Here is a 17,856-nt window from a genome sequence, read left to right as displayed (position 1 = left end):
CTTCCCGACCGGCCGGGGCCGGGCGTACCGGGCCGGGCGGGCGGGCGCGGGCCGGGCCGGCGCGGGGTGGGCGGTCAGGTACCGGCCTTCCGGGCCAAGCCGAAGGCGACGGCGGTGCCGATCGCGAGGAAGAGGAAGTCCAGCGCCTTGACGTGTTCCTTCCAGACGCCGTTCAGCCCGTCGAGGCCCATCGTGGCGACGACCTCCAGCACCCCGGTCCCGGTGAAGTCGGCCGCGGCGAGCGCGATGGAGGTGAGCTGGCCCAGGTAGACGGCGGCGAGCGAGAGGGCCGCGGCGAGCGGCGGGAGGACCGCGCTGCGCCCGCCGACCCGGCCGGCGGCGATGCCGACGAGGAGGCCGACCGCGACGGCGGCGAAGGCGACCTGCCGGTCGATGGCGTTCATCAGGACGCCGTACGCGACGGCCGCGACCAGGGCCGTGACGGCGGCGGCGGCGATGCCGAGCGCCGGATTCCCGGCGCGCGCCGGGGCGGGGTCCGGGGCCGGGGTGAAGGAGTCGGGCGCGGGCGGCGGGACGTGCTGGCTCATGGGAAATCCCCCCCAGGGATTCGGGCGCGCGTACGCCCGTACGACGTAGGTGCGGGATAGGCGATGCCGCAGGCTAGCAGCCGCTCCCCGCCCCGGGCGGTCGGCTGCGCCGGTCGCGGGGGCCGGTCAGAGCCGGTGGGCCGCGCCCGCGGGGCTGGCGCCGCGGGTGTCCAGGAGCAGCTGGGCCTTGACCGCCAGGCCCTGGAGGTCGTAGGTGCGGTGGTGCTGGAGGAGGATCGTCAGGTCGGCGCCGGCGGCGGCCTCGTACAGGGATTCGGCGCGGGGAACCGGCTGGTCCCGGACCCGCCAGCCCGCGATGTAGGGGTCGTGGTAGCTGAGCAGCGCCCCCAGGTCGAGCAGGCGGCCGGCGATCTCGCGGGCCGGTGAGCCCTCCTGGTCGCCGAGGTCGGGCTTGTACGTGACCCCGAGCAGCAGGACCCGGGCGCCGCGGGCGGATTTCCCGTGCTCGTTCAGCAGGGTGGCGGAGCGCTGGATGACGTACTGCGGCATCCGGTCGTTGATCTCCTGGGCCAGGCCGACCATGCGCAGGGGGTGGCCGGGGGTGCGGGTGGTGTGGGGGAGGTAGTTGGGGTCCAGGGGGACGCCGTGGCCGCCGACGCCGGGGCCGGGGCGGAACGCCTGGAACCCGTACGGCTTGGTCTCGGCGCACCGGATGACGTCCCAGAGGTCGACCCCGAGGTCGTGGCAGAGGACCGCCATCTCGTTCATGAGGGCGATGTTGACGTGCCGGTAGTTGGTTTCGAGGAGCTGGACGGTCTCGGCCTCGCGCAGGCCGCGGGCGCGGACCACCTTCTCGGTCAGGCGGGCGTAGAAGGCGTGCGCGGACTCCGTGCAGGCGGGGGTGAGGCCGCCGATCACCTTGGGCGTGTTGGAGATGGAGTGGGTGCGGTTGCCCGGGTCGAGCCGGCTGGGGGAGTAGGCCAGGTGGAAGTCCCGGCCGGCCCGCAGTCCGGAGCCCGCTTCGAGGAGCGGGCGCAGGTACTCCTCGGTGACGCCGGGGTGGGCGGCGGATTCGAGGATCACGGTGGTGTGCGGGCGCAGCCGGGCGGCGAGCGCGCGGCCGGCCTCGCCGACGGCGCTGAGGTCGAGCGCGCGGTCGGCGCCGAGCCGGGTGGGGGCGCAGATCACGGCGGTGCGGACCCGGCCGAGTTCGGCGGGGTTGGTGGTGACCCGGAAGCCGGCCGCCGACATGCGGCGGATCTCGGCGGCGGTGAGGGTGGAGTCCGTGGCCGGGCCGCTCTCGTAGCCGACCGTCTCGATCCCGGCGGCGACGGCCGCCTGGGCGAGCGGGAGACCGAGGTGGCCGAGTCCGATGACGGCGAGATCTGCGGGCATGGGGGTGCCGTCCCTTCCCTTGCATGAGGGGGCTGCGCGCGCAAGTCCTGTGGACCACGGGAGGTGGCGCAATGTCAGACTAGGCGTATATATGACGTATATGTCGCATTCCCGGGCGCCGGTCGCCGTTGTGTTGTCCACAGGCGGTGGCTGATGTGGGCGCGGGCGGTCAGAATCATGAACGGGAGATGTGAGCGGGATCACCCGCACGACGCGGGGAGTACCCGCACCAACGGGAGGCAGCCGTGAGGACAGCGACACTGGGACCGGCCCAGCGGGCCGAGGCACTCGCCCGGATGGCCGAGCGGGAGCTGGACGTGCTGGTCGTCGGCGCGGGCGTGGTCGGCGCCGGTACCGCGCTCGACGCGGTGACCAGAGGCCTGGCGACCGGGCTGGTGGAGGCCCGGGACTGGGCCTCGGGCACCTCCAGCCGCTCCAGCAAGCTCATCCACGGCGGCCTCAGATACCTGGAGATGCTCGACTTCGCCCTCGTCCGGGAGGCGCTGAAGGAGCGCGGCCTGCTGCTGGAGCGGCTCGCCCCGCACCTGGTGAAGCCGGTGCCGTTCCTCTACCCCTTGCGGCACAAGGGCTGGGAGCGGTTCTACGCGGGATCGGGCGTCGCCCTGTACGACGCGATGTCGGTGTCCAGCGGGCACGGCCGGGGGCTCCCGGTCCACCGCCACCTCTCGCGCAGGCAGGCGCTGCGGGTGGCACCCGCCCTGCGCAAGGACGCGCTGGTGGGGGCCCTGCAGTACTACGACGCCCAGATGGACGACGCGCGGTACGTCGCCACGCTGGTGCGGACGGCCTCGGAGTACGGGGCGCACTGCGCCAACCGGGCGAGGGTGGTCGGCTTCCTGCGCGAGGGCGAACGGGTGGTCGGCGCGCGCGTGCGCGACGTGGAAGGGGGGCAGGGGCGGCCCGGGGAGTACGAGATCCGCGCGAAGCAGATCGTCAACGCGACGGGGGTGTGGACGGACGACACGCAGGCGCTGATCGGGGAGCGCGGGCAGTTCCACGTCCGGGCCTCCAAGGGCATCCACCTGGTCGTCCCGAAGGACCGGATCCATTCGAGCACCGGGCTGATCCTGCGGACCGAGAAGTCGGTGCTCTTCGTCATCCCGTGGGGCCGCCACTGGATCGTGGGCACCACGGACACCGACTGGGACCTCGACAAGGCGCACCCGGCGGCGTCGAGCGCGGACATCGACTACCTGCTGGAACACGTGAACTCGGTGCTGGCGGTGCCGCTGACGCGCGACGACGTCCAGGGGGTGTACGCGGGCCTGCGCCCCCTGCTGGCCGGGGAGTCGGACGCGACGAGCAAGCTCTCGCGCGAGCACACGGTGGCGCATCCGGTGCCCGGCCTGGTGGTGGTGGCGGGCGGCAAGTACACGACGTACCGGGTGATGGCCAAGGACGCGGTGGACGAGGCGGTGCACGGGCTGGACCAGCGGGTGGCGGAGTGCGTCACGGAGGACGTGCCGCTGGTGGGGGCGGAGGGGTACCGGGCGCTGTGGAACGGCCGGGCCAGGATCGCGGCCCGGACGGGACTCCACGTGGTCCGGGTCGAGCATCTGCTGAACCGGTACGGGTCGCTGACGGAGGAACTGCTGGACCTGATCGCCGCCTCGCCGGGGCTCGGGGAGCCGGTGTCCGGGGCGGACGACTACCTGCGGGCGGAGATCGTGTACGCCGCCTCGCACGAGGGCGCGCGCCACCTGGACGACGTGCTGACCCGCCGGACACGGATCTCGATCGAGACGTTCGACCGGGGGACGCGGTCGGCCCGGGAGTGCGCGCGGCTCATGGCTCCGGTGCTCGGGTGGGACGAACAGCAGATCGAGAAGGAGGTGGAGCACTACGAGAAGCGGGTGCAGGCGGAGCGGGAATCGCAGCGCCAGCCGGACGACCAGACGGCGGACGCGGCGCGGCTGGGGGCGCCCGACATCGTTCCGTTGTGACTCCGGTACAACTCCGCGATGTGGAGGGGGAACCGTGGACCCGGGGCGGTCGCCGCTCGCCGGGTGAGGAACAATGAAGGTTCCGCCGGGGCGGGTTACCGCGCATCCCGGCCGCTGGTGGGGCAGCCGGGGCAGGCGGAACGATCGCAGAGGGGACGCATGTCGAAGCCGGAGCACACCGAGTCCGCCGGGTCGCCTGTGGCGGAGCCCGGGGGGTCGGGACGGGCCGAGGCTGCGGGGCCGCCTGCGGCGGAGCCCGAGGGAGTCAAACCCGGGGGCGTGAAACCCGAGGACGCGGCGCCGGGACCGGGCCGCACCGGGACCCCCGAGGACGCGAAGCCCCCGGCGAGGGCGAAACCCCGGGCGGACGCGAAGCCACGGGCGGGCGCGTCGGACGCATCCGCCGGGCCGGCCGATTCCGCCGGGTCGGCCGCGCCGAAGGCCGTGCCCGCCGGGAAGCCGGGGCCGGGCCGGGCCACGGGCGCCGCCGCGCCGAAGGCCGGAGCCGCCGGGAAGGCGGGGCGGGCCGGGGGCGCGGAGCCGGAGGGGTCCGGGGAGGACCAGGGCAGGCTGCTGGCCGGGCGGTACCGGCTGGGCTCCGTGCTCGGCAAGGGCGGCATGGGAACGGTGTGGCGGGCCGAGGACGAGACCCTGGGCCGGACCGTCGCCGTCAAGGAACTCCGCTTCAGCACCGGGGTCGACGAGGACGAGAAGCGCCGCCTCATCACCCGCACCCTGCGCGAGGCCAAGGCCATCGCCCGTATCCGCAGTGGCGGCGCCGTCACGGTGTACGACGTCGTCGACGAGGACGGCCGCCCCTGGATCGTCATGGAACTCATCGAGGGCCCCTCGCTCTCCGAGTTCGTCCGGGAGCACGGCCCCCTGACCCCGCACCGCGCCGCCGAGGTCGGCCTCGCCGTGCTCGACGTGCTCCGCGCCGCGCACGGCCAGGGCATCCTGCACCGGGACGTGAAGCCGTCCAACGTGCTCATCGCCGGCAGCGGCCGCGTCGTCCTGACCGACTTCGGCATCGCCCAGGTCGAGGGCGACCCGTCCGTCACCTCCACCGGCATGCTCGTCGGCGCCCCCTCCTACATCTCGCCCGAGCGCGCCCGGGGCAACAAGCCCGGCCCGCCCGCCGACATGTGGTCGCTCGGCGGACTGCTCTACGCCGCCGTCGAGGGCGTGCCCCCATACGACAAGGGGTCCGCGCTCGCGACCCTGACCGCCGTGATGACCGAGCCGGTGGACCCGCCGAAGAACGCCGGTCCGCTGCTGACCGAGGTCATCTACGGCCTGCTCGCCAAGGACCCGGTCCACCGGCTCGACGAGGAGCGCACCCGGCGGATGCTCACGGCCGTCCGCGACGCGCCCGTGCCCGTCGCGTCCGTACCGGTCCCGTCCGCCGAGGAGACCCGCCAGATCTCGGTGGCGGACGCCAGGGCTGCGGCGGAGAAGGCCGCGGCCGAGAAGGCCGGGCGGACGGCCGCGGAGAAGGCCGCCGCGGCGGAGCGGGCCGCCGAGAAGGCGGAGAAGAAGGAGCGTGAGCGGCGCGAGCGCGAACAGCGCGAGCGGGCCCGCGCCGCGCTGAAGTCGGCCCGCAAGGCCGCCGCCGCGGAGAAGGCGGCGGCCGAGAAGGCGGAGAAGACGGCCGCCGAGCCGCCGTCGTCCCGGCCCGCGCCGGTCGTGGCGCCCCTCACCGACGTCATGCCGCGCCGCACCATCGTCCTCGCGATAGCCGTCGTCGTCGTGCTGGCGGTGGTCGGTTCACTGATCGGCTACGTCCTCAGCAACAACGACAACGGCGCCGCCAAGGGGGAGGACAAGGCCGGTACGGGCGCCGCCGCGCCCGCCGTCCCGCCCTCGGGCGGGTCCGCGAACCACTCCGGGAAGTCCGGCGAGCCGGGCACCGGGGCCGCCACCGGCCAGGCCGACCACGGACAGCAGACCCAGGGTCAGACCCAGGGCCAGGGCAACGGTCAGGCGCAGACCCAGGGGCAGGGGCAGCCCCCGGCGCAGAGCCAGGGCGCGACCCCCGGGGCGCCGGGCGGCGGGCTCCCGCCGGGGTACGCCACGTTGACGGACGCGAAGTTCCGTTTCTCCATGGCGATGCCCGAAGGCTTCCGGCAGACGGGCATCGCGGGCACGAACTCCGGCGCCATCCACAGCCGCGACGGCGGCTTCCCCCGCATCCAGGTCGACTTCACCACCACGCCCGGCAACGACGCCCGCGCCGCCTGGGCCAAGCAGGCCCCGGACGTCGAGAAAGGCAGCCAGAACTACCGGCTCATCAAGATGGACCCGGCGGAGTACCGGGGCTACCCGACCGTCGCCGACTGGGAGTTCGAGCGGGAGCAGCAGGGCATCAAGGTCCGTGTGCTCAACCGGGGCTTCAAGGCGGACGCGAACCACGGCTACGCCATCATGATCAGCTGCGCCGCCGATCAGTGGGACGGCGCCGAGTGCGCCCAGATGCGTGAGACCGCGTTCCAGACCTTCCAGCAGCAGGGCTGAGGGAGACCCCGCCGGCGAGTCGGCACGAGCCTTCCCAGGTCCAGGACGCGGGCGCCCCCGGCGACGTATCGTGGCAGCGGGACCATGGGCCCGACGCACTCGGGGGAGGCGATGTGGAGGAGTACGCGGGCCGGATACTGGCCTGCCGCTACCGCCTGCCGCTGCCGTCGGCGGACGAGTACGAACCGGCCGAGACCCGCGCCTTCGACACGCGCAGCGGGCAGGAAGTCCTGGTCCGGCAGGTGCCGTTGCCGGAGATCGTGGACGCCGAGCTGCTGGACGGGCCCGAAGCCCCGGCGGCAGGGCGCCGCCCGGCGGGGGAGCTGCCGGCCGTGCGCCGCGCGATCGAGGCCGCGCAGGCCGCCGCCTCGGTACCGGACCACCCACGGCTGGACCAGGTCTTCGACGTGTTCGCCGAGGACGGGTCGCTGTGGATAGTGAGCGAGCTGATCCCGGCCCGGCCGCTGGCCGCCCTGATCGCCGACGAGCCGATGAGCCCGTACCGGGCGGCGGAGGTCGCCTCGGACGTGCTGACCGCGCTACGGGTCCTGCACGCCCACGGCTGGACCCACCGGAACATCACCGTCCGGACGGTACTGGTCTGTGACGACGGCCGGGTCGTGCTGACCGGGCTGGCGGCGGGCGCCGCGGAGGACGCCCTGTGCGGGTACGACCCGGTCCCGGCGGACGGTCCCGGCGGCGGGGCGGGGGTGTTCGGGCCCGGGTACGCGTTCGACCCCGGCCCGGAGGCCGGTCCGCTTCCCGGCCCGTTTCCCGGTCCCGGCGCGGAATCCGGTACGGAGCTGGTCGTACGGGGCCAGGCCGGGCCGGAGGTCGCGGGACACGGGGCCGGGCACGGGTTCGCCGAGGGCCCGGAGACCAGGCCGCAGCCCTGGCCGGGACCCGCCACCGGAGCGGGGGACCACGGGCCGCAGGCGGGGCCCGGGTACGCGCCGCTGGTGGCCCCGGGGTACGACACCGGGCCGCGCTACACCGATCACATCACCCCCGGACGCCCGGAGGAGCGGCCCGACCTGAAGGCCGCCGCGCGGGCCGGGGCCATCGCCGCCTACCGGGCCGGAGCGCAGGCCGCCGCGGCCCGGGCCGCCGGGGAGCGCCGGGCCGGGGCCGATGCCGGGCCGGAGGAGCGGCCCGAGGGATCGACCCTGCCGCAGGGGTACTCGTACCCGTACGGCGGCCCCGGGGCCGGTGCCGCCGCCCCCTGGCACGGGGCGGCCCCGCGCCGCCCGGCCCTCCCGCCGCCCGGCCAGGAACCCGAACCGCACCCCGGGCCCGAGCCGGATGCCGGTCCGCTCCCCGGGGGCCGGTCCGGGCAGTCGTGGTCCGGTGACGAGGCCCCGCGGCCCGGGTCGGGGCAGCCGTGGTCCGAGCCGCAGCCGGGGGCGCCGGTCCGGCCCGTGCTGCCCGCGCAGCTCGCGCTGCCACAGGGGTACCGCCAGGCCGAGACCCCGGCCCCCGGCCCCCTCGGCGGGCCGCCGCAGCCGCCGGAGCCCGGCGCCGCGCACCCTCCCGTACCGGCCCGGCCGCTGTCCTCGCCGTCGCCGTCGCCGCAGGTTCCGGGCCGGGACCGCGCGGAGCCCGCCCAGGCGTCCGTGGCCGTGCCCGTGCCCGGAGGCGGGGCGGAGGGCTCGGGCGCCGGAGGCTGGGGCACCGCTCCGAGGAGCGGGCTCGACGCCGAGCGGGCGCGGCAGACGCGCATGGCCGTCGTCGGGGCCGTCACCGAGCGGTGGGCCCCCGAGCAGGCCGGGCCCGTCCAGGGGAACTGGCAGCTGGCGCCCCCGGTCGGTCCCACCACCGACCTCTGGGCGCTCGGCGCGCTGCTCTACCGCGCCGTGCAGGGGCACGCCCCGTACCCCGAGGACAGCGTCGCCGAGCTGGTCGAGATGGTCTGCGCCGAGCCCCCCGCCTTCGCGGAGGAGTGCGGCGCGCTGCGGCCGGTCGTGGAGTCGTTGCTGCGTCAGGACCCGACCGAGCGGCCCGACTTCGAGGAGCTGCGCGGCTGGCTGCGCTCGCTCGTGCGCTCCGCCCCCGAGCCGGAGTCCGGGCACGCCGTGTTCCCGGTGGTGGAGCCCGATCCGGCGCGGCTGCCCGTCGTCCGCAGGCGCGGCGAGCTCCACGGGCGCCACCGCAACCCCGAGGGCCCCCGTACCCCGCGCAAGCCGCGCTCCCTCGGCCGGGCCCTGGTCGTCGGCGTCCTCGCCGTCCTCGCCGGGGCGGTGGCGTACGCGCTGGTCTTCATGCCCCGGGTCGCCACCGGCCCCGGCGAGGGCGCGCGGACCGCCGCCCAGGCGTCGCCGGAGCCGGGCGGGACCGGCAGTGCCGGACCTTCCGCCCCCGCGCCCTCCGCCCCCGCAGGTACGCCCGAGCCCGGGCCCGCGCCGCAGACGACGGCGACCGTGCCCGCCGCCCCCGCCCCGCCCGGGTACGCCAGCCGGCAGGACCCGGAGCACTTCGAGATCGTCGTGCCCGAGGGCTGGGAGCGCCGGGGCATCAACGAGTCCGGCCAGGTGCGGTACACCGAAGGGCCGTTCACCCTGACGGTCGTCCCCGGCCGGGACAAGGTCCAGGGCAACCCGGACCCGGCGGCCTACCAGAAGGACAAGGAGCCGGAGCTGACCCCGTACCGCACCTCCACCTGGTCCACCGTCACCGATGTCCGGACCACCAAGGTCGGCCAGCAGCTCCGCGCCACCGGCACCTACACCTGGATCGACGGCACCGGCCGCAACGTCGTCGCCCGCAACTACGTCGTGGCGCTCGGCGGCAGTTACCACGTCGTCATCGTCACGGGCCCGCAGGACGAGGCGGGCAAGGTCACCGAGGTCTTCGAGAAGGCCACGGCGAGTTACCGGGTGGGCGGTTGAGGCGCCACTGACGGGGATTCAGTACGGCGATTGCGTCACAGTGCCGTCTTTCCGCGCCCGTGCGGTTCCGGCAGTGCCCGGGGGCTCCGTAATCTGGCCCGAAGTACACAGAGCGGCGAGGTTTCGTGGAGCAGCAGACAGGCGCGGGTGCGGTGCTCGCGGGCCGGTACCGGCTCGTCGAGCCCATCGGCAGCGGTGGCATGGGCAAGGTGTGGCGCGCGCACGACGAGCTGCTCCACCGGACCGTGGCCGTCAAGGAACTGACGGCGGGTCTCTACGTCGCCCAGGCCGACCGGGACGTCCTGCACGCCCGGACGCAGAAGGAGGCGCGGGCCGCCGCCCGGATTCAGCACCCGGCGGTCGTCACCGTCCACGACGTGCTGGAGCACGACGACCGGCCGTGGATCGTCATGGAGTACATCGACGGCCCCTCCCTCGCGGAGGCGGCCAAGGCGGCCGGCCGGATCGAGCCGCGGGAGGCGGCCCGGATCGGGCTGCACGTGCTGGGCGCGCTGCGCGCCGCGCACGCGGTCGGCGTCCTGCACCGGGACGTGAAGCCGGGCAACGTCATGCTCGCCAAGGACGGCCGGGTGCTGCTCGCGGACTTCGGGATCGCCGCGATAGAGGGCGACTCCTCCATCACGCGGACCGGTGAACTCGTCGGCTCCATCGACTACCTGGCCCCCGAGCGGGTCACCGGCGGGGCCCCCGACCCGGCCTCGGACCTGTGGTCGCTGGGCGCCACCCTGTACACGGCCGTCGAGGCCCGTTCCCCGTTCCGCCGCACGTCGCCGATATCCAGCCTCCAGGCCGTGGTGAACGACGAGCCGCCCGCCCTGCGCCAGTCCGGGGCGCTGGGGCCGGTCATCACGGCCCTGCTCCGCAAGGACCCGGCGCAGCGGCCGTCGGCCACGGAGGCCGAGCGGATGCTGCTGGAGGCGATGGAGGGCCGGGAGCCGAAGGCGGCGCAGGCGTACGTGCCCACGCGCGCGGTGACCGCGAGGGAGCGGCCGGGGGCCGACGAGGAGCCCGCCGCCCCGGCCGGGCACCGGCAGCCGTACGGGCCGCCGCACCTCCAGGGGTACGGCCCGCCGCCCGCCCCGCAGCACCAGCACCAGCAGCCGCACGAGCACGAGCAGTCGCACGACCAGGACCACCGGCACGAGCACTCGCCCCACCAGCACCAGCACCAGCACCAGCAGCAGCAGCACCCGGACCAGCAGCGCGAGCAGCCGCAGCAGTACCCGCACGAGCAGCCGCACGCGCGGGAGCCGCGCCCGAAGGGGCCGTCGGAGCCCGCTGACGGCCCCGGTTCTGGCCCCGGCCCCGGTCCCGGCTCCGGTCCGTCCGCACCGGCCCCGCCCGCCGGTGGGGCCGTGTCCGACCCGGCCAAGGGCCGGGTCAGGCGCGCCGCGGTCGTCGCCCTGGTGGCGGCGCTGCTCGGTGGCGGCGGTGTCTTCGGCGTGCTCAAGTACACCGGCGACACCCAGGGTTCCGGGGCCGACGCCCAGGGCGGTGGTGCGGACAAGGCCACGAGCACCCCCGACCAGGTGCCGTCCGGCGACCCGGCGAAGGCGCGCGGGGAGGCCACCGCCCCGGCGGGGTGGAGCCGGGTCACCGACCCGGAGGGGTTCACGCTGTTCGTGCCGGACGGCTGGAAGCGCCGCCTGGAGGGCAGCCAGATCGACTACACCCCGGACGAGGGCAAGCACCGCATCCGGATCGCGCTGGACAGGACCCCCGACTTCACCAGCCCACAGGCGCATCTGCTCGATCTGGAGTCGCAGGTCAGGACGCGGCTGCCCGACTACAAGCGGCAGACCCTGCGGCAGAACACCTTCCGTGACACCACTCGTGCCGCTCTGTGGGAGTTCACCTGGACGGAGAAGGGCAACACCCCGGGGCCGCGCCGGGCGATCGAGCAGATGTACATCGCCGCGGACGGCACCGAGTACGTGGTGTACATGTCGGGCCCGGTCGCGGACTGGGCCACGACGCGCGCGCAGTTCGACACGGTGCTCAGCGGCTGGCAGCCCGCCCCCGCCCCCGGCTCCCCCGGCGTGGCTACCGGCACCCGCTGACGCCGGTCCTGGTCCCCGTCCCCGTCCTGGTCCCCGTCCTGGTCCCGGTCCGGCCGTCTTCGCGTCATCCCGCCAGCGTTCACTGGCATCCATGGCGAAATCCGGTTACCCGCGGGTACCCAAAGCCTCCCGGGCGGAATACGCTCACCGCCATGACGGACTCGCAGCCCCCCGCCCCCCTCCGCACGGCCCCGGCCCCCACCAACCCGGTCGCCCCGGCCCCCGCCGGGGCCCGGACCGCGGCCGACGTGGTGACCCCCGCCCTGGTCGCCCGGCTGACCCGCGGGGTGAGCGGCTCCGGCCGCACCGCCAACCACTCCCCCTTCACCGGGGACCGGCTGGCGGAGCTTCCCGAGGCCACCGCGCAGGACGTCGCCGAGGCGTTCGAGCGGGCCCGCGCCGCGCAGCCCGCCTGGGCGGCCCTTCCCGTCCGCGCGCGGGCCGCCGTACTGCTCCGCTTCCACGACCTGGTCCTGGCCCGCCAGGCCGAGGCCCTCGACCTCATCCAGCTGGAGACCGGCAAGGCCCGCCTGCACGCCCACGAGGAGGTCCAGGCCGTCGCCGTCGCCGCCCGGCACTACGGCCGCAAGGCGCCCTCGTACCTGCGTCCCCGGGGCCACACGGGCGTCATGCCCGTGCTGACCAAGGTGACCGAGCTGCGCCAGCCGCGCGGGGTCGTCGGCCAGATCGCCCCCTGGAACTACCCGCTCGAACTCTCCGTCGGCGACGCCCTGCCCGCCTTCGTCGCCGGGAACGCCCTGGTCATGAAGCCCGACACCGAGACCGCGCTCACCGCCCTGTGGGCCCGTGACCTGCTGATCGAGGCCGGGCTGCCCGCCGAGGTCTTCCAGGTCGTCCTGGGCGAGGGCCCGGTCGTCGGCCCCGAGGTGGTGCGCCACGCCGACTACGTCTCGTTCACCGGCTCCACCCGCACCGGCCGCGAGGTCGCCCGGGGCGCCGCCGACCGCCTCGTCGGGGTCTCCCTCGAACTCGGCGGCAAGAACGCCATGCTCGTCCTGCACGACGCCGATGTCGAGAAGGCCGCCCAGGGCGCCGTCCGCGCCTGCTTCGCCTCCGCCGGGCAGCTCTGCATCTCCATCGAGCGGATCTACGTCCACGCCTCGGTCGCGGACGCGTTCGTGGCCCGCTTCGCCGCCCGGACCAGGGCCATGCGCCTCGGCGGCGCCCTGGCCTACGGCGCGGACATGGGCTCGCTGGCCGGCGCGCGCCAGCTGGAGACCGTACGGCGGCACGTGGACGAGGCCGTGGCCAAGGGCGCCACCCTGGTCACGGGCGGCACCGCCCGCCCCGACATCGGCCCCCTCTTCTACGAGCCCACCATCCTCGACGGGGTCGAGACCCCGATGGCGGTGTGCGGGGAGGAGACCTTCGGCCCGGTCGTCTCCGTCTACCGCTTCACCGACGAGGACCGGGCGATCGCCGAGGCCAACGCCACCGCCTACGGGCTGAACGCCAGCGTGTGGACGGCGGACGCCCGCCGGGGCCACGCCGTCGCCGCCCGCCTGCGCACCGGCACCGTCAACATCAACGAGGGGTACGCCCCCGCCTACGGCAGCGCCCAGGCGCCCATGGGCGGCATGAAGGACTCCGGCCTCGGCCGCCGCCACGGCTCCGAGGGCATCCTCAAGTACACCGAGGCCCAGACCGTCGCCCACCAGCGGCTGCTCCCGATGGCCCCCTCGCTGGGCATGGACGACGAGAAGTACGCCGCGTTCATGACCCGCAGCCTCAAGGTCATGAAGGCGCTCCGCCTGCGTTAGTGAGCCCCGGTCACAGCACTAGGAGGCACCGCAGTGTCGAACCATCACGGCAACGGCCGCCCGGACGACGGGTCCGGCGGTCACCTCGACTACGACGTCATCGTCATCGGATCGGGCTTCGGCGGGTCGGTCGCGGCGCTGCGGCTCAGCGAGAAGGGGTACCGGGTCGGTGTCCTGGAGGCCGGGCGCCGGTTCACCCGCGAGAGCCTGCCGCGCACCAGCTGGAACCTGCGCGACTACCTGTGGGCCCCGGCGCTCGGGCTCTACGGCATCCAGCGCGTCCACCTGCTCGGCAAGGTGATGGTGCTCGCGGGCGCCGGGGTCGGCGGCGGCTCGCTCAACTACGCCAACACCCTGTACGTGCCGCCCGCCGCCTTCTTCGAGGACCGGCAGTGGGCGGCCATCACCGACTGGCGCGAGGAACTCGCCCCGTACTACGACCAGGCCGAGCGGATGCTCGGCGTCCGGCTCAACCCGACCATGACCCTCTCCGACGTCCACCTCAGGGCCGTCGCCGAGCGGATGGGCGTGGCGGACTCCTTCCACATGGCCCCGGTCGGCGTCTTCTTCGGCGACGGCCAGGACGCCCGGGGGCAGGCCCGGGTCCGGCCCGGCGAGGAGAGCCCCGACCCGTACTTCGGCGGCGCCGGACCCACCCGCAGGGCCTGCACCGAGTGCGGCGAGTGCATGACGGGCTGCCGCCACGGCGCGAAGAACACCCTGGCCGAGAACTACCTCCACCTCGCCGAGGGCGCGGGCGCCGTGATCCACCCGATGACCACGGTCACCGCGCTCGCCGAACACCCCGCCGGCGGCTACCGGGTCCGCACCGTTCCCACCGACGCCCGCCGCACGGGCGCGGCGAAGGTGCTGCGCGCCGCGCACGTGGTCGTCGCGGCGGGCACGTACGGCACCCAGACCCTGCTGCACACGATGAAGGACCGCGGTGAGCTGCCGCGCCTCTCGGACCGGCTCGGGGAGCTGACCCGGACCAACTCGGAGGGGCTGGTCGGCGCGCAGACCCACGACCGCCGCTACCGCAGGCGCCACGGCCCCGGGAGCCGGGCCGACTTCACCCGGGGCGTGGCGATCACCTCGTCCGTCCATCCCGACGCGGACACGCACATGGAACCGGTCCGCTACGGCAAGGGCTCCAACGCGATGGGGTTCCTGACCGTCCTCCAGGTCCCGTACGGCAGCCACCGGGTCCGGGCCTGGCTGGCCAGGTCCGCGCGCCACCCGGTGCAGCTGGTGCGGTCGCTGTCGAACCGGCGCTGGTCGGAGCGGACCATCATCGGCCTGGTCATGCAGTCGCTGGACAATTCGCTGACGACCTACCGCAGGCCGGGCGGGATCGGCCGGGGCCTGCTCACGGCCCGTCAGGGCCACGGGGCCCCGAATCCGGTCCAGATCGCGGAGGCGACCGTGGCCGCGACCCTGCTGGCGGAGGAGATCAACGGCTTTGCGGGCAGCAACGTCGGGGAGCTGACGGGCACCCCGCTGACCGCGCACTTCCTCGGCGGCTGCCCGATCGGCGCCTCACCGCGGGAGGGCGTGGTGGACCCGTACCACCGGCTCTACGGGTACCCGGGCATCTCGGTGGTGGACGGTTCGGCGGTCTCCGCGAACCTCGGGGTCAACCCCTCGCTCACGATCACGGCGCAGGCGGAGCGGGCGATGGCGTACTGGCCGAACAAGGGCGAGCGGGACCCGCGTCCGGAACAGGGTGCGGGCTACACCCGTCTGACGGCGGTGCGGCCGGTCCGTCCGGCGGTTCCGCCGGAGGCGTTCGGCGCGCTGCGGCTGCCGTTCCTGCCGGTGCCGCCGCTCCCGCCGCGCGGCGGGCGGCCGGCCGGCTGAACCGTCCGGCCGGGGTGAGGTACCGGGGCGGGCACCGCGCTCCCCCTCCGAGCGCGGTGCCCGCCGCGGTACATATGTGACAGGTGTTCAACCCGGATGGTTGTACCGGAATCCGGGCGACCGCCCTGTGGCGTCCATCACATAGCGAAGTGTGCAATTGCGACGCGGGCCCGGAGCGGCGGTGACCCCGGCCTCCGGGCGGGTGTTTCACGTGAAACACGGCCGTCCCGCGCACGCGGCGACAGCGAGCGCCCTGGGTGCCATGGCCGGCGCGGGACGTGCGGGCGCCGGGGCGGTGTCACGCGCGACGGCCGGCCCGGGGGGTCCCCGGGCCGGCCGTCTTCCTGCGGGGTGACCGGGCTGCTGTCCCCTGCCGTCCGGTCACGCGAAGGAGCGAGGTCCCACGACGTCCGCCCCACGGGGGCGTGCGTCTCATCGCTCCGGCGTGCCACGCGTGGTGGTGCGGTCCCGCGCCTGGCTGGCACGGGCACTGTCACCAACGAAGGGTCACCGGGCCGGTCACGCGCCGTACGGGTGACGAACGACCGGTCGCGGGCCCTCGCGCCCCTGTCCACGCGGGCCCGGCCGTCGTCTCAGGCCCGGCCGCGGCAGAGTTCCAGCAGGGTCATCGCGAGCGCGGTCCCCGGCTTGCCGAGGGCGTCGTTCCAGTGCGCGAGCACCTCCATCTCGCGGGACAGGTGCACCCGGCGGCCACCGGAGGCGATCCGGGCCTCCTGGATGACCGTGGAGACGGCCGTCCGCTCCTGGATCAGGCCGATGATCCGGTCGTCGAGGGCGTCGATCCGCTCGCGGGAGCCGGCGATCAGCTGCTCGGGGGTGAGGGCGGCGGGGGCAGGGACGGTGGCGGTGGCGGTGGCGTTCATGGGTCTCTCCTGTGGGTCGTGCCGACAGGAGAGGGAACGCGGGAGCGCCCCGGTCCTGTCGGACCGGGGCGCTCCGGGAAGTCAGTGGCTCAGGCGAGCATCACGAGGACCCATGGCGACCGGACCGACCGGTGCCATAGGTAAAGAGGAAGCTCAGCTGCTCGCGCACGGAACGGATTATTACCTTCCGACGAGCCCCGGGCCAAGCGGGTTCGTATGGTGAGACGAAGCCGGGTACGGCGCCCCCGTTAGAATCGACGGATACAGCCCCCTCTCCCGCCGGAAGGCCGCCCCGTGCCAGAAGCACCCTCCGCCGCCCACGACAGCGCCCCGGACACGGTTCTCGTCGTCGACTTCGGCGCCCAGTACGCCCAGCTCATCGCCCGCCGCGTCCGCGAGGCACGGGTCTACAGCGAGATCGTGCCCAGCACGATGCCCGTGGCCGAGATGCTGGCCAAGAACCCCAAGGCGATCATCCTCTCCGGCGGTCCGTCCTCCGTGTACGAGGAGGGCGCGCCCACCATGGACCGCGCCCTGTTCGAGGCCGGGGTCCCGGTCTTCGGCATGTGCTACGGCTTCCAGCTGATGGCGGTCACCCTCGGCGGCCGGGTCGACAACACCGGCGCCCGCGAGTACGGCCGTACCGCGCTCGCCGTCTCCAAGAACGGCTCCACCCTCTTCGAGGGCACCCCGGCCGAGCAGTCGGTGTGGATGTCCCACGGCGACGCCTGCGCCGCCGCCCCCGAGGGCTTCACCGTCACCGCGTCGACCGACGTCGTCCCGGTCGCGGCCTTCGAGAACGACGAGAAGAAGCTGTACGGCGTGCAGTACCACCCCGAGGTGATGCACTCCACGCACGGCCAGCAGATCCTGGAGCACTTCCTCTACCGCGGCGCCGGCCTGCGTCCCACCTGGACCACCGGCAACATCGTCGAGGAGCAGGTCGCGGCCATCCGCGCGCAGGTCGGCGACAAGCGCGCCATCTGCGGTCTCTCCGGCGGCGTGGACTCCGCAGTCGCCGCGGCCCTCGTGCAGAAGGCCATCGGCTCCCAGCTGACCTGCGTCTACGTCGACCACGGCCTGATGCGCAAGGGCGAGACCGAGCAGGTCGAGAAGGACTTCGTCGCCGCCACCGGTGTGCAGCTGAAGGTCGTCGACGCGCAGGAGCGCTTCCTGACCGCGCTCGCCGGGGTCTCCGACCCGGAGACCAAGCGGAAGATCATCGGCCGCGAGTTCATCCGCGTCTTCGAGCAGGCCCAGGCCGAGATCATCGCCGAGGGCGGCGCCGACGTCGCGTTCCTGGTCCAGGGCACCCTGTACCCGGACGTCGTCGAGTCCGGCGGCGGCACCGGCACCGCGAACATCAAGTCGCACCACAACGTCGGCGGGCTCCCCGACGACATCGAGTTCGAGCTCGTCGAGCCGCTGCGCCAGCTGTTCAAGGACGAGGTCCGCATGGTCGGCCAGGAGCTGGGCCTGCCGGACGAGATCGTCCAGCGCCAGCCCTTCCCGGGCCCCGGCCTCGGCATCCGCATCGTCGGCGAGGTCACCAAGGAGCGCCTGGACCTGCTCCGCGAGGCCGACGCCATCGCGCGCGCCGAGCTGACCGCGGCCGGTCTGGACCGCGAGATCTGGCAGTGTCCGGTCGTGCTGCTGGCGGACGTCCGCAGCGTCGGCGTCCAGGGCGACGGCCGGACCTACGGCCACCCCATCGTGCTCCGCCCGGTCTCCTCCGAGGACGCGATGACCGCCGACTGGACGCGCCTGCCGTACGAGGTGCTCGCCCGCATCTCGACCCGGATCACCAACGAGGTGCCGGACGTCAACCGCGTGGTCCTGGACTGCACGAGCAAGCCGCCGGGCACCATCGAGTGGGAGTAGTCCCCCCACCCGTACGTGACGAAGCCGCCGCCCGGTCCTGCCGGGCGGCGGCTTCGTCGTTCCCGCGTCGGCGCGGCGGCGGTCCGGGCCGTCGGCGCGGGT

General features: G+C 74.6%; 10 protein-coding genes. 7 read left to right on the top strand and 3 right to left on the bottom strand.

Translation table 11 applies throughout. The annotated features are described in order from the left end of the window. Positions 1–74: 74 nt before the first annotated feature. Both ACIA5F_RS24825 and ACIA5F_RS24820 read right to left on the bottom strand, forming a co-directional pair. The gene (locus ACIA5F_RS24825; protein ID WP_399356519.1) at positions 75–548 is read right to left on the bottom strand and encodes a hypothetical protein; all 474 of its coding nucleotides are present in this window, start codon (positions 546–548) and stop codon (positions 75–77) included. A gap of 126 nt (positions 549–674) precedes the next feature. Continuing rightward, positions 675–1,904 (bottom strand): nucleotide sugar dehydrogenase, encoded by a 1,230-nt coding sequence (locus ACIA5F_RS24820; protein WP_399356517.1) that lies wholly within the window; start codon positions 1,902–1,904, stop codon positions 675–677. Between the two features lie 245 nt (positions 1,905–2,149). Between ACIA5F_RS24820 and ACIA5F_RS24815 the strand changes: the two genes are divergently transcribed. From ACIA5F_RS24815 to ACIA5F_RS24790, 6 genes are all read left to right on the top strand, one after another. After that, a complete protein-coding gene (locus ACIA5F_RS24815; RefSeq protein WP_399356515.1) occupies positions 2,150–3,868 on the top strand; it encodes a glycerol-3-phosphate dehydrogenase/oxidase in 1,719 nt (572 codons plus the stop codon). Positions 3,869–4,147: 279 nt separating this feature from the next. After that, positions 4,148–6,382, top strand: coding sequence for a serine/threonine-protein kinase (locus ACIA5F_RS24810; protein ID WP_399356513.1), 2,235 nt, complete (start codon positions 4,148–4,150; stop codon positions 6,380–6,382). Positions 6,383–6,495: 113 nt separating this feature from the next. Then, complete coding sequence (locus ACIA5F_RS24805) at positions 6,496–9,267, top strand: serine/threonine protein kinase (RefSeq protein ID WP_399356511.1); 2,772 nt, start codon at positions 6,496–6,498, stop codon at positions 9,265–9,267. A 125-nt stretch (positions 9,268–9,392) separates the two neighbouring features. Then, positions 9,393–11,348, top strand: a complete 1,956-nt coding sequence (locus ACIA5F_RS24800) for a protein kinase (protein ID WP_399356509.1) — start codon at positions 9,393–9,395, stop codon at positions 11,346–11,348. Between the two features lie 152 nt (positions 11,349–11,500). After that, a complete protein-coding gene (locus ACIA5F_RS24795) occupies positions 11,501–13,129 on the top strand; it encodes a succinic semialdehyde dehydrogenase (protein WP_399356507.1) in 1,629 nt (542 codons plus the stop codon). A 33-nt stretch (positions 13,130–13,162) separates the two neighbouring features. Next, on the top strand, positions 13,163–14,989 hold the full coding sequence (locus ACIA5F_RS24790; RefSeq protein ID WP_399356505.1) for an FAD-dependent oxidoreductase: 1,827 nt from the start codon (positions 13,163–13,165) through the stop codon (positions 14,987–14,989). Positions 14,990–15,582: 593 nt separating this feature from the next. Here the strand turns inward: ACIA5F_RS24790 and ACIA5F_RS24785 are convergent. Further along, entirely contained in the window at positions 15,583–15,873 is a 291-nt protein-coding gene (locus tag ACIA5F_RS24785) for a chorismate mutase (protein ID WP_399356503.1), read from the bottom strand. A 294-nt stretch (positions 15,874–16,167) separates the two neighbouring features. Here ACIA5F_RS24785 and guaA point away from each other — a divergent pair, with 294 nt between their 5' ends. Then, positions 16,168–17,754 carry a glutamine-hydrolyzing GMP synthase gene (gene guaA, locus ACIA5F_RS24780; RefSeq protein ID WP_399356501.1) on the top strand — a complete coding sequence of 529 codons (1,587 nt, stop codon included), beginning with the start codon at positions 16,168–16,170 and terminating at the stop codon, positions 17,752–17,754. Positions 17,755–17,856: the final 102 nt, after the last annotated feature.

Source organism: Streptomyces sp. NPDC051567 (assembly GCF_044454165.1).
In the GTDB taxonomy this organism is placed as follows: domain Bacteria; phylum Actinomycetota; class Actinomycetes; order Streptomycetales; family Streptomycetaceae; genus Streptomyces.
Note: the sequence above shows the minus strand (reverse complement) of the source record. Positions and strands in the feature narration are given on the sequence as shown.

Bases quoted from the DNA above. Each gene is read 5' to 3' on its own strand.
- ACIA5F_RS24795 (WP_399356507.1), top strand. From the start codon at position 11,501: ATGACGGACTCGCAGCCCCCCGCCCCCCTCCGCACGGCCCCGGCCCCC.
- ACIA5F_RS24785 (WP_399356503.1), bottom strand. From the start codon at position 15,873: ATGAACGCCACCGCCACCGCCACCGTCCCTGCCCCCGCCGCCCTCACC.
- ACIA5F_RS24820 (WP_399356517.1), bottom strand. From the start codon at position 1,904: ATGCCCGCAGATCTCGCCGTCATCGGACTCGGCCACCTCGGTCTCCCG.
- ACIA5F_RS24825 (WP_399356519.1), bottom strand. From the start codon at position 548: ATGAGCCAGCACGTCCCGCCGCCCGCGCCCGACTCCTTCACCCCGGCC.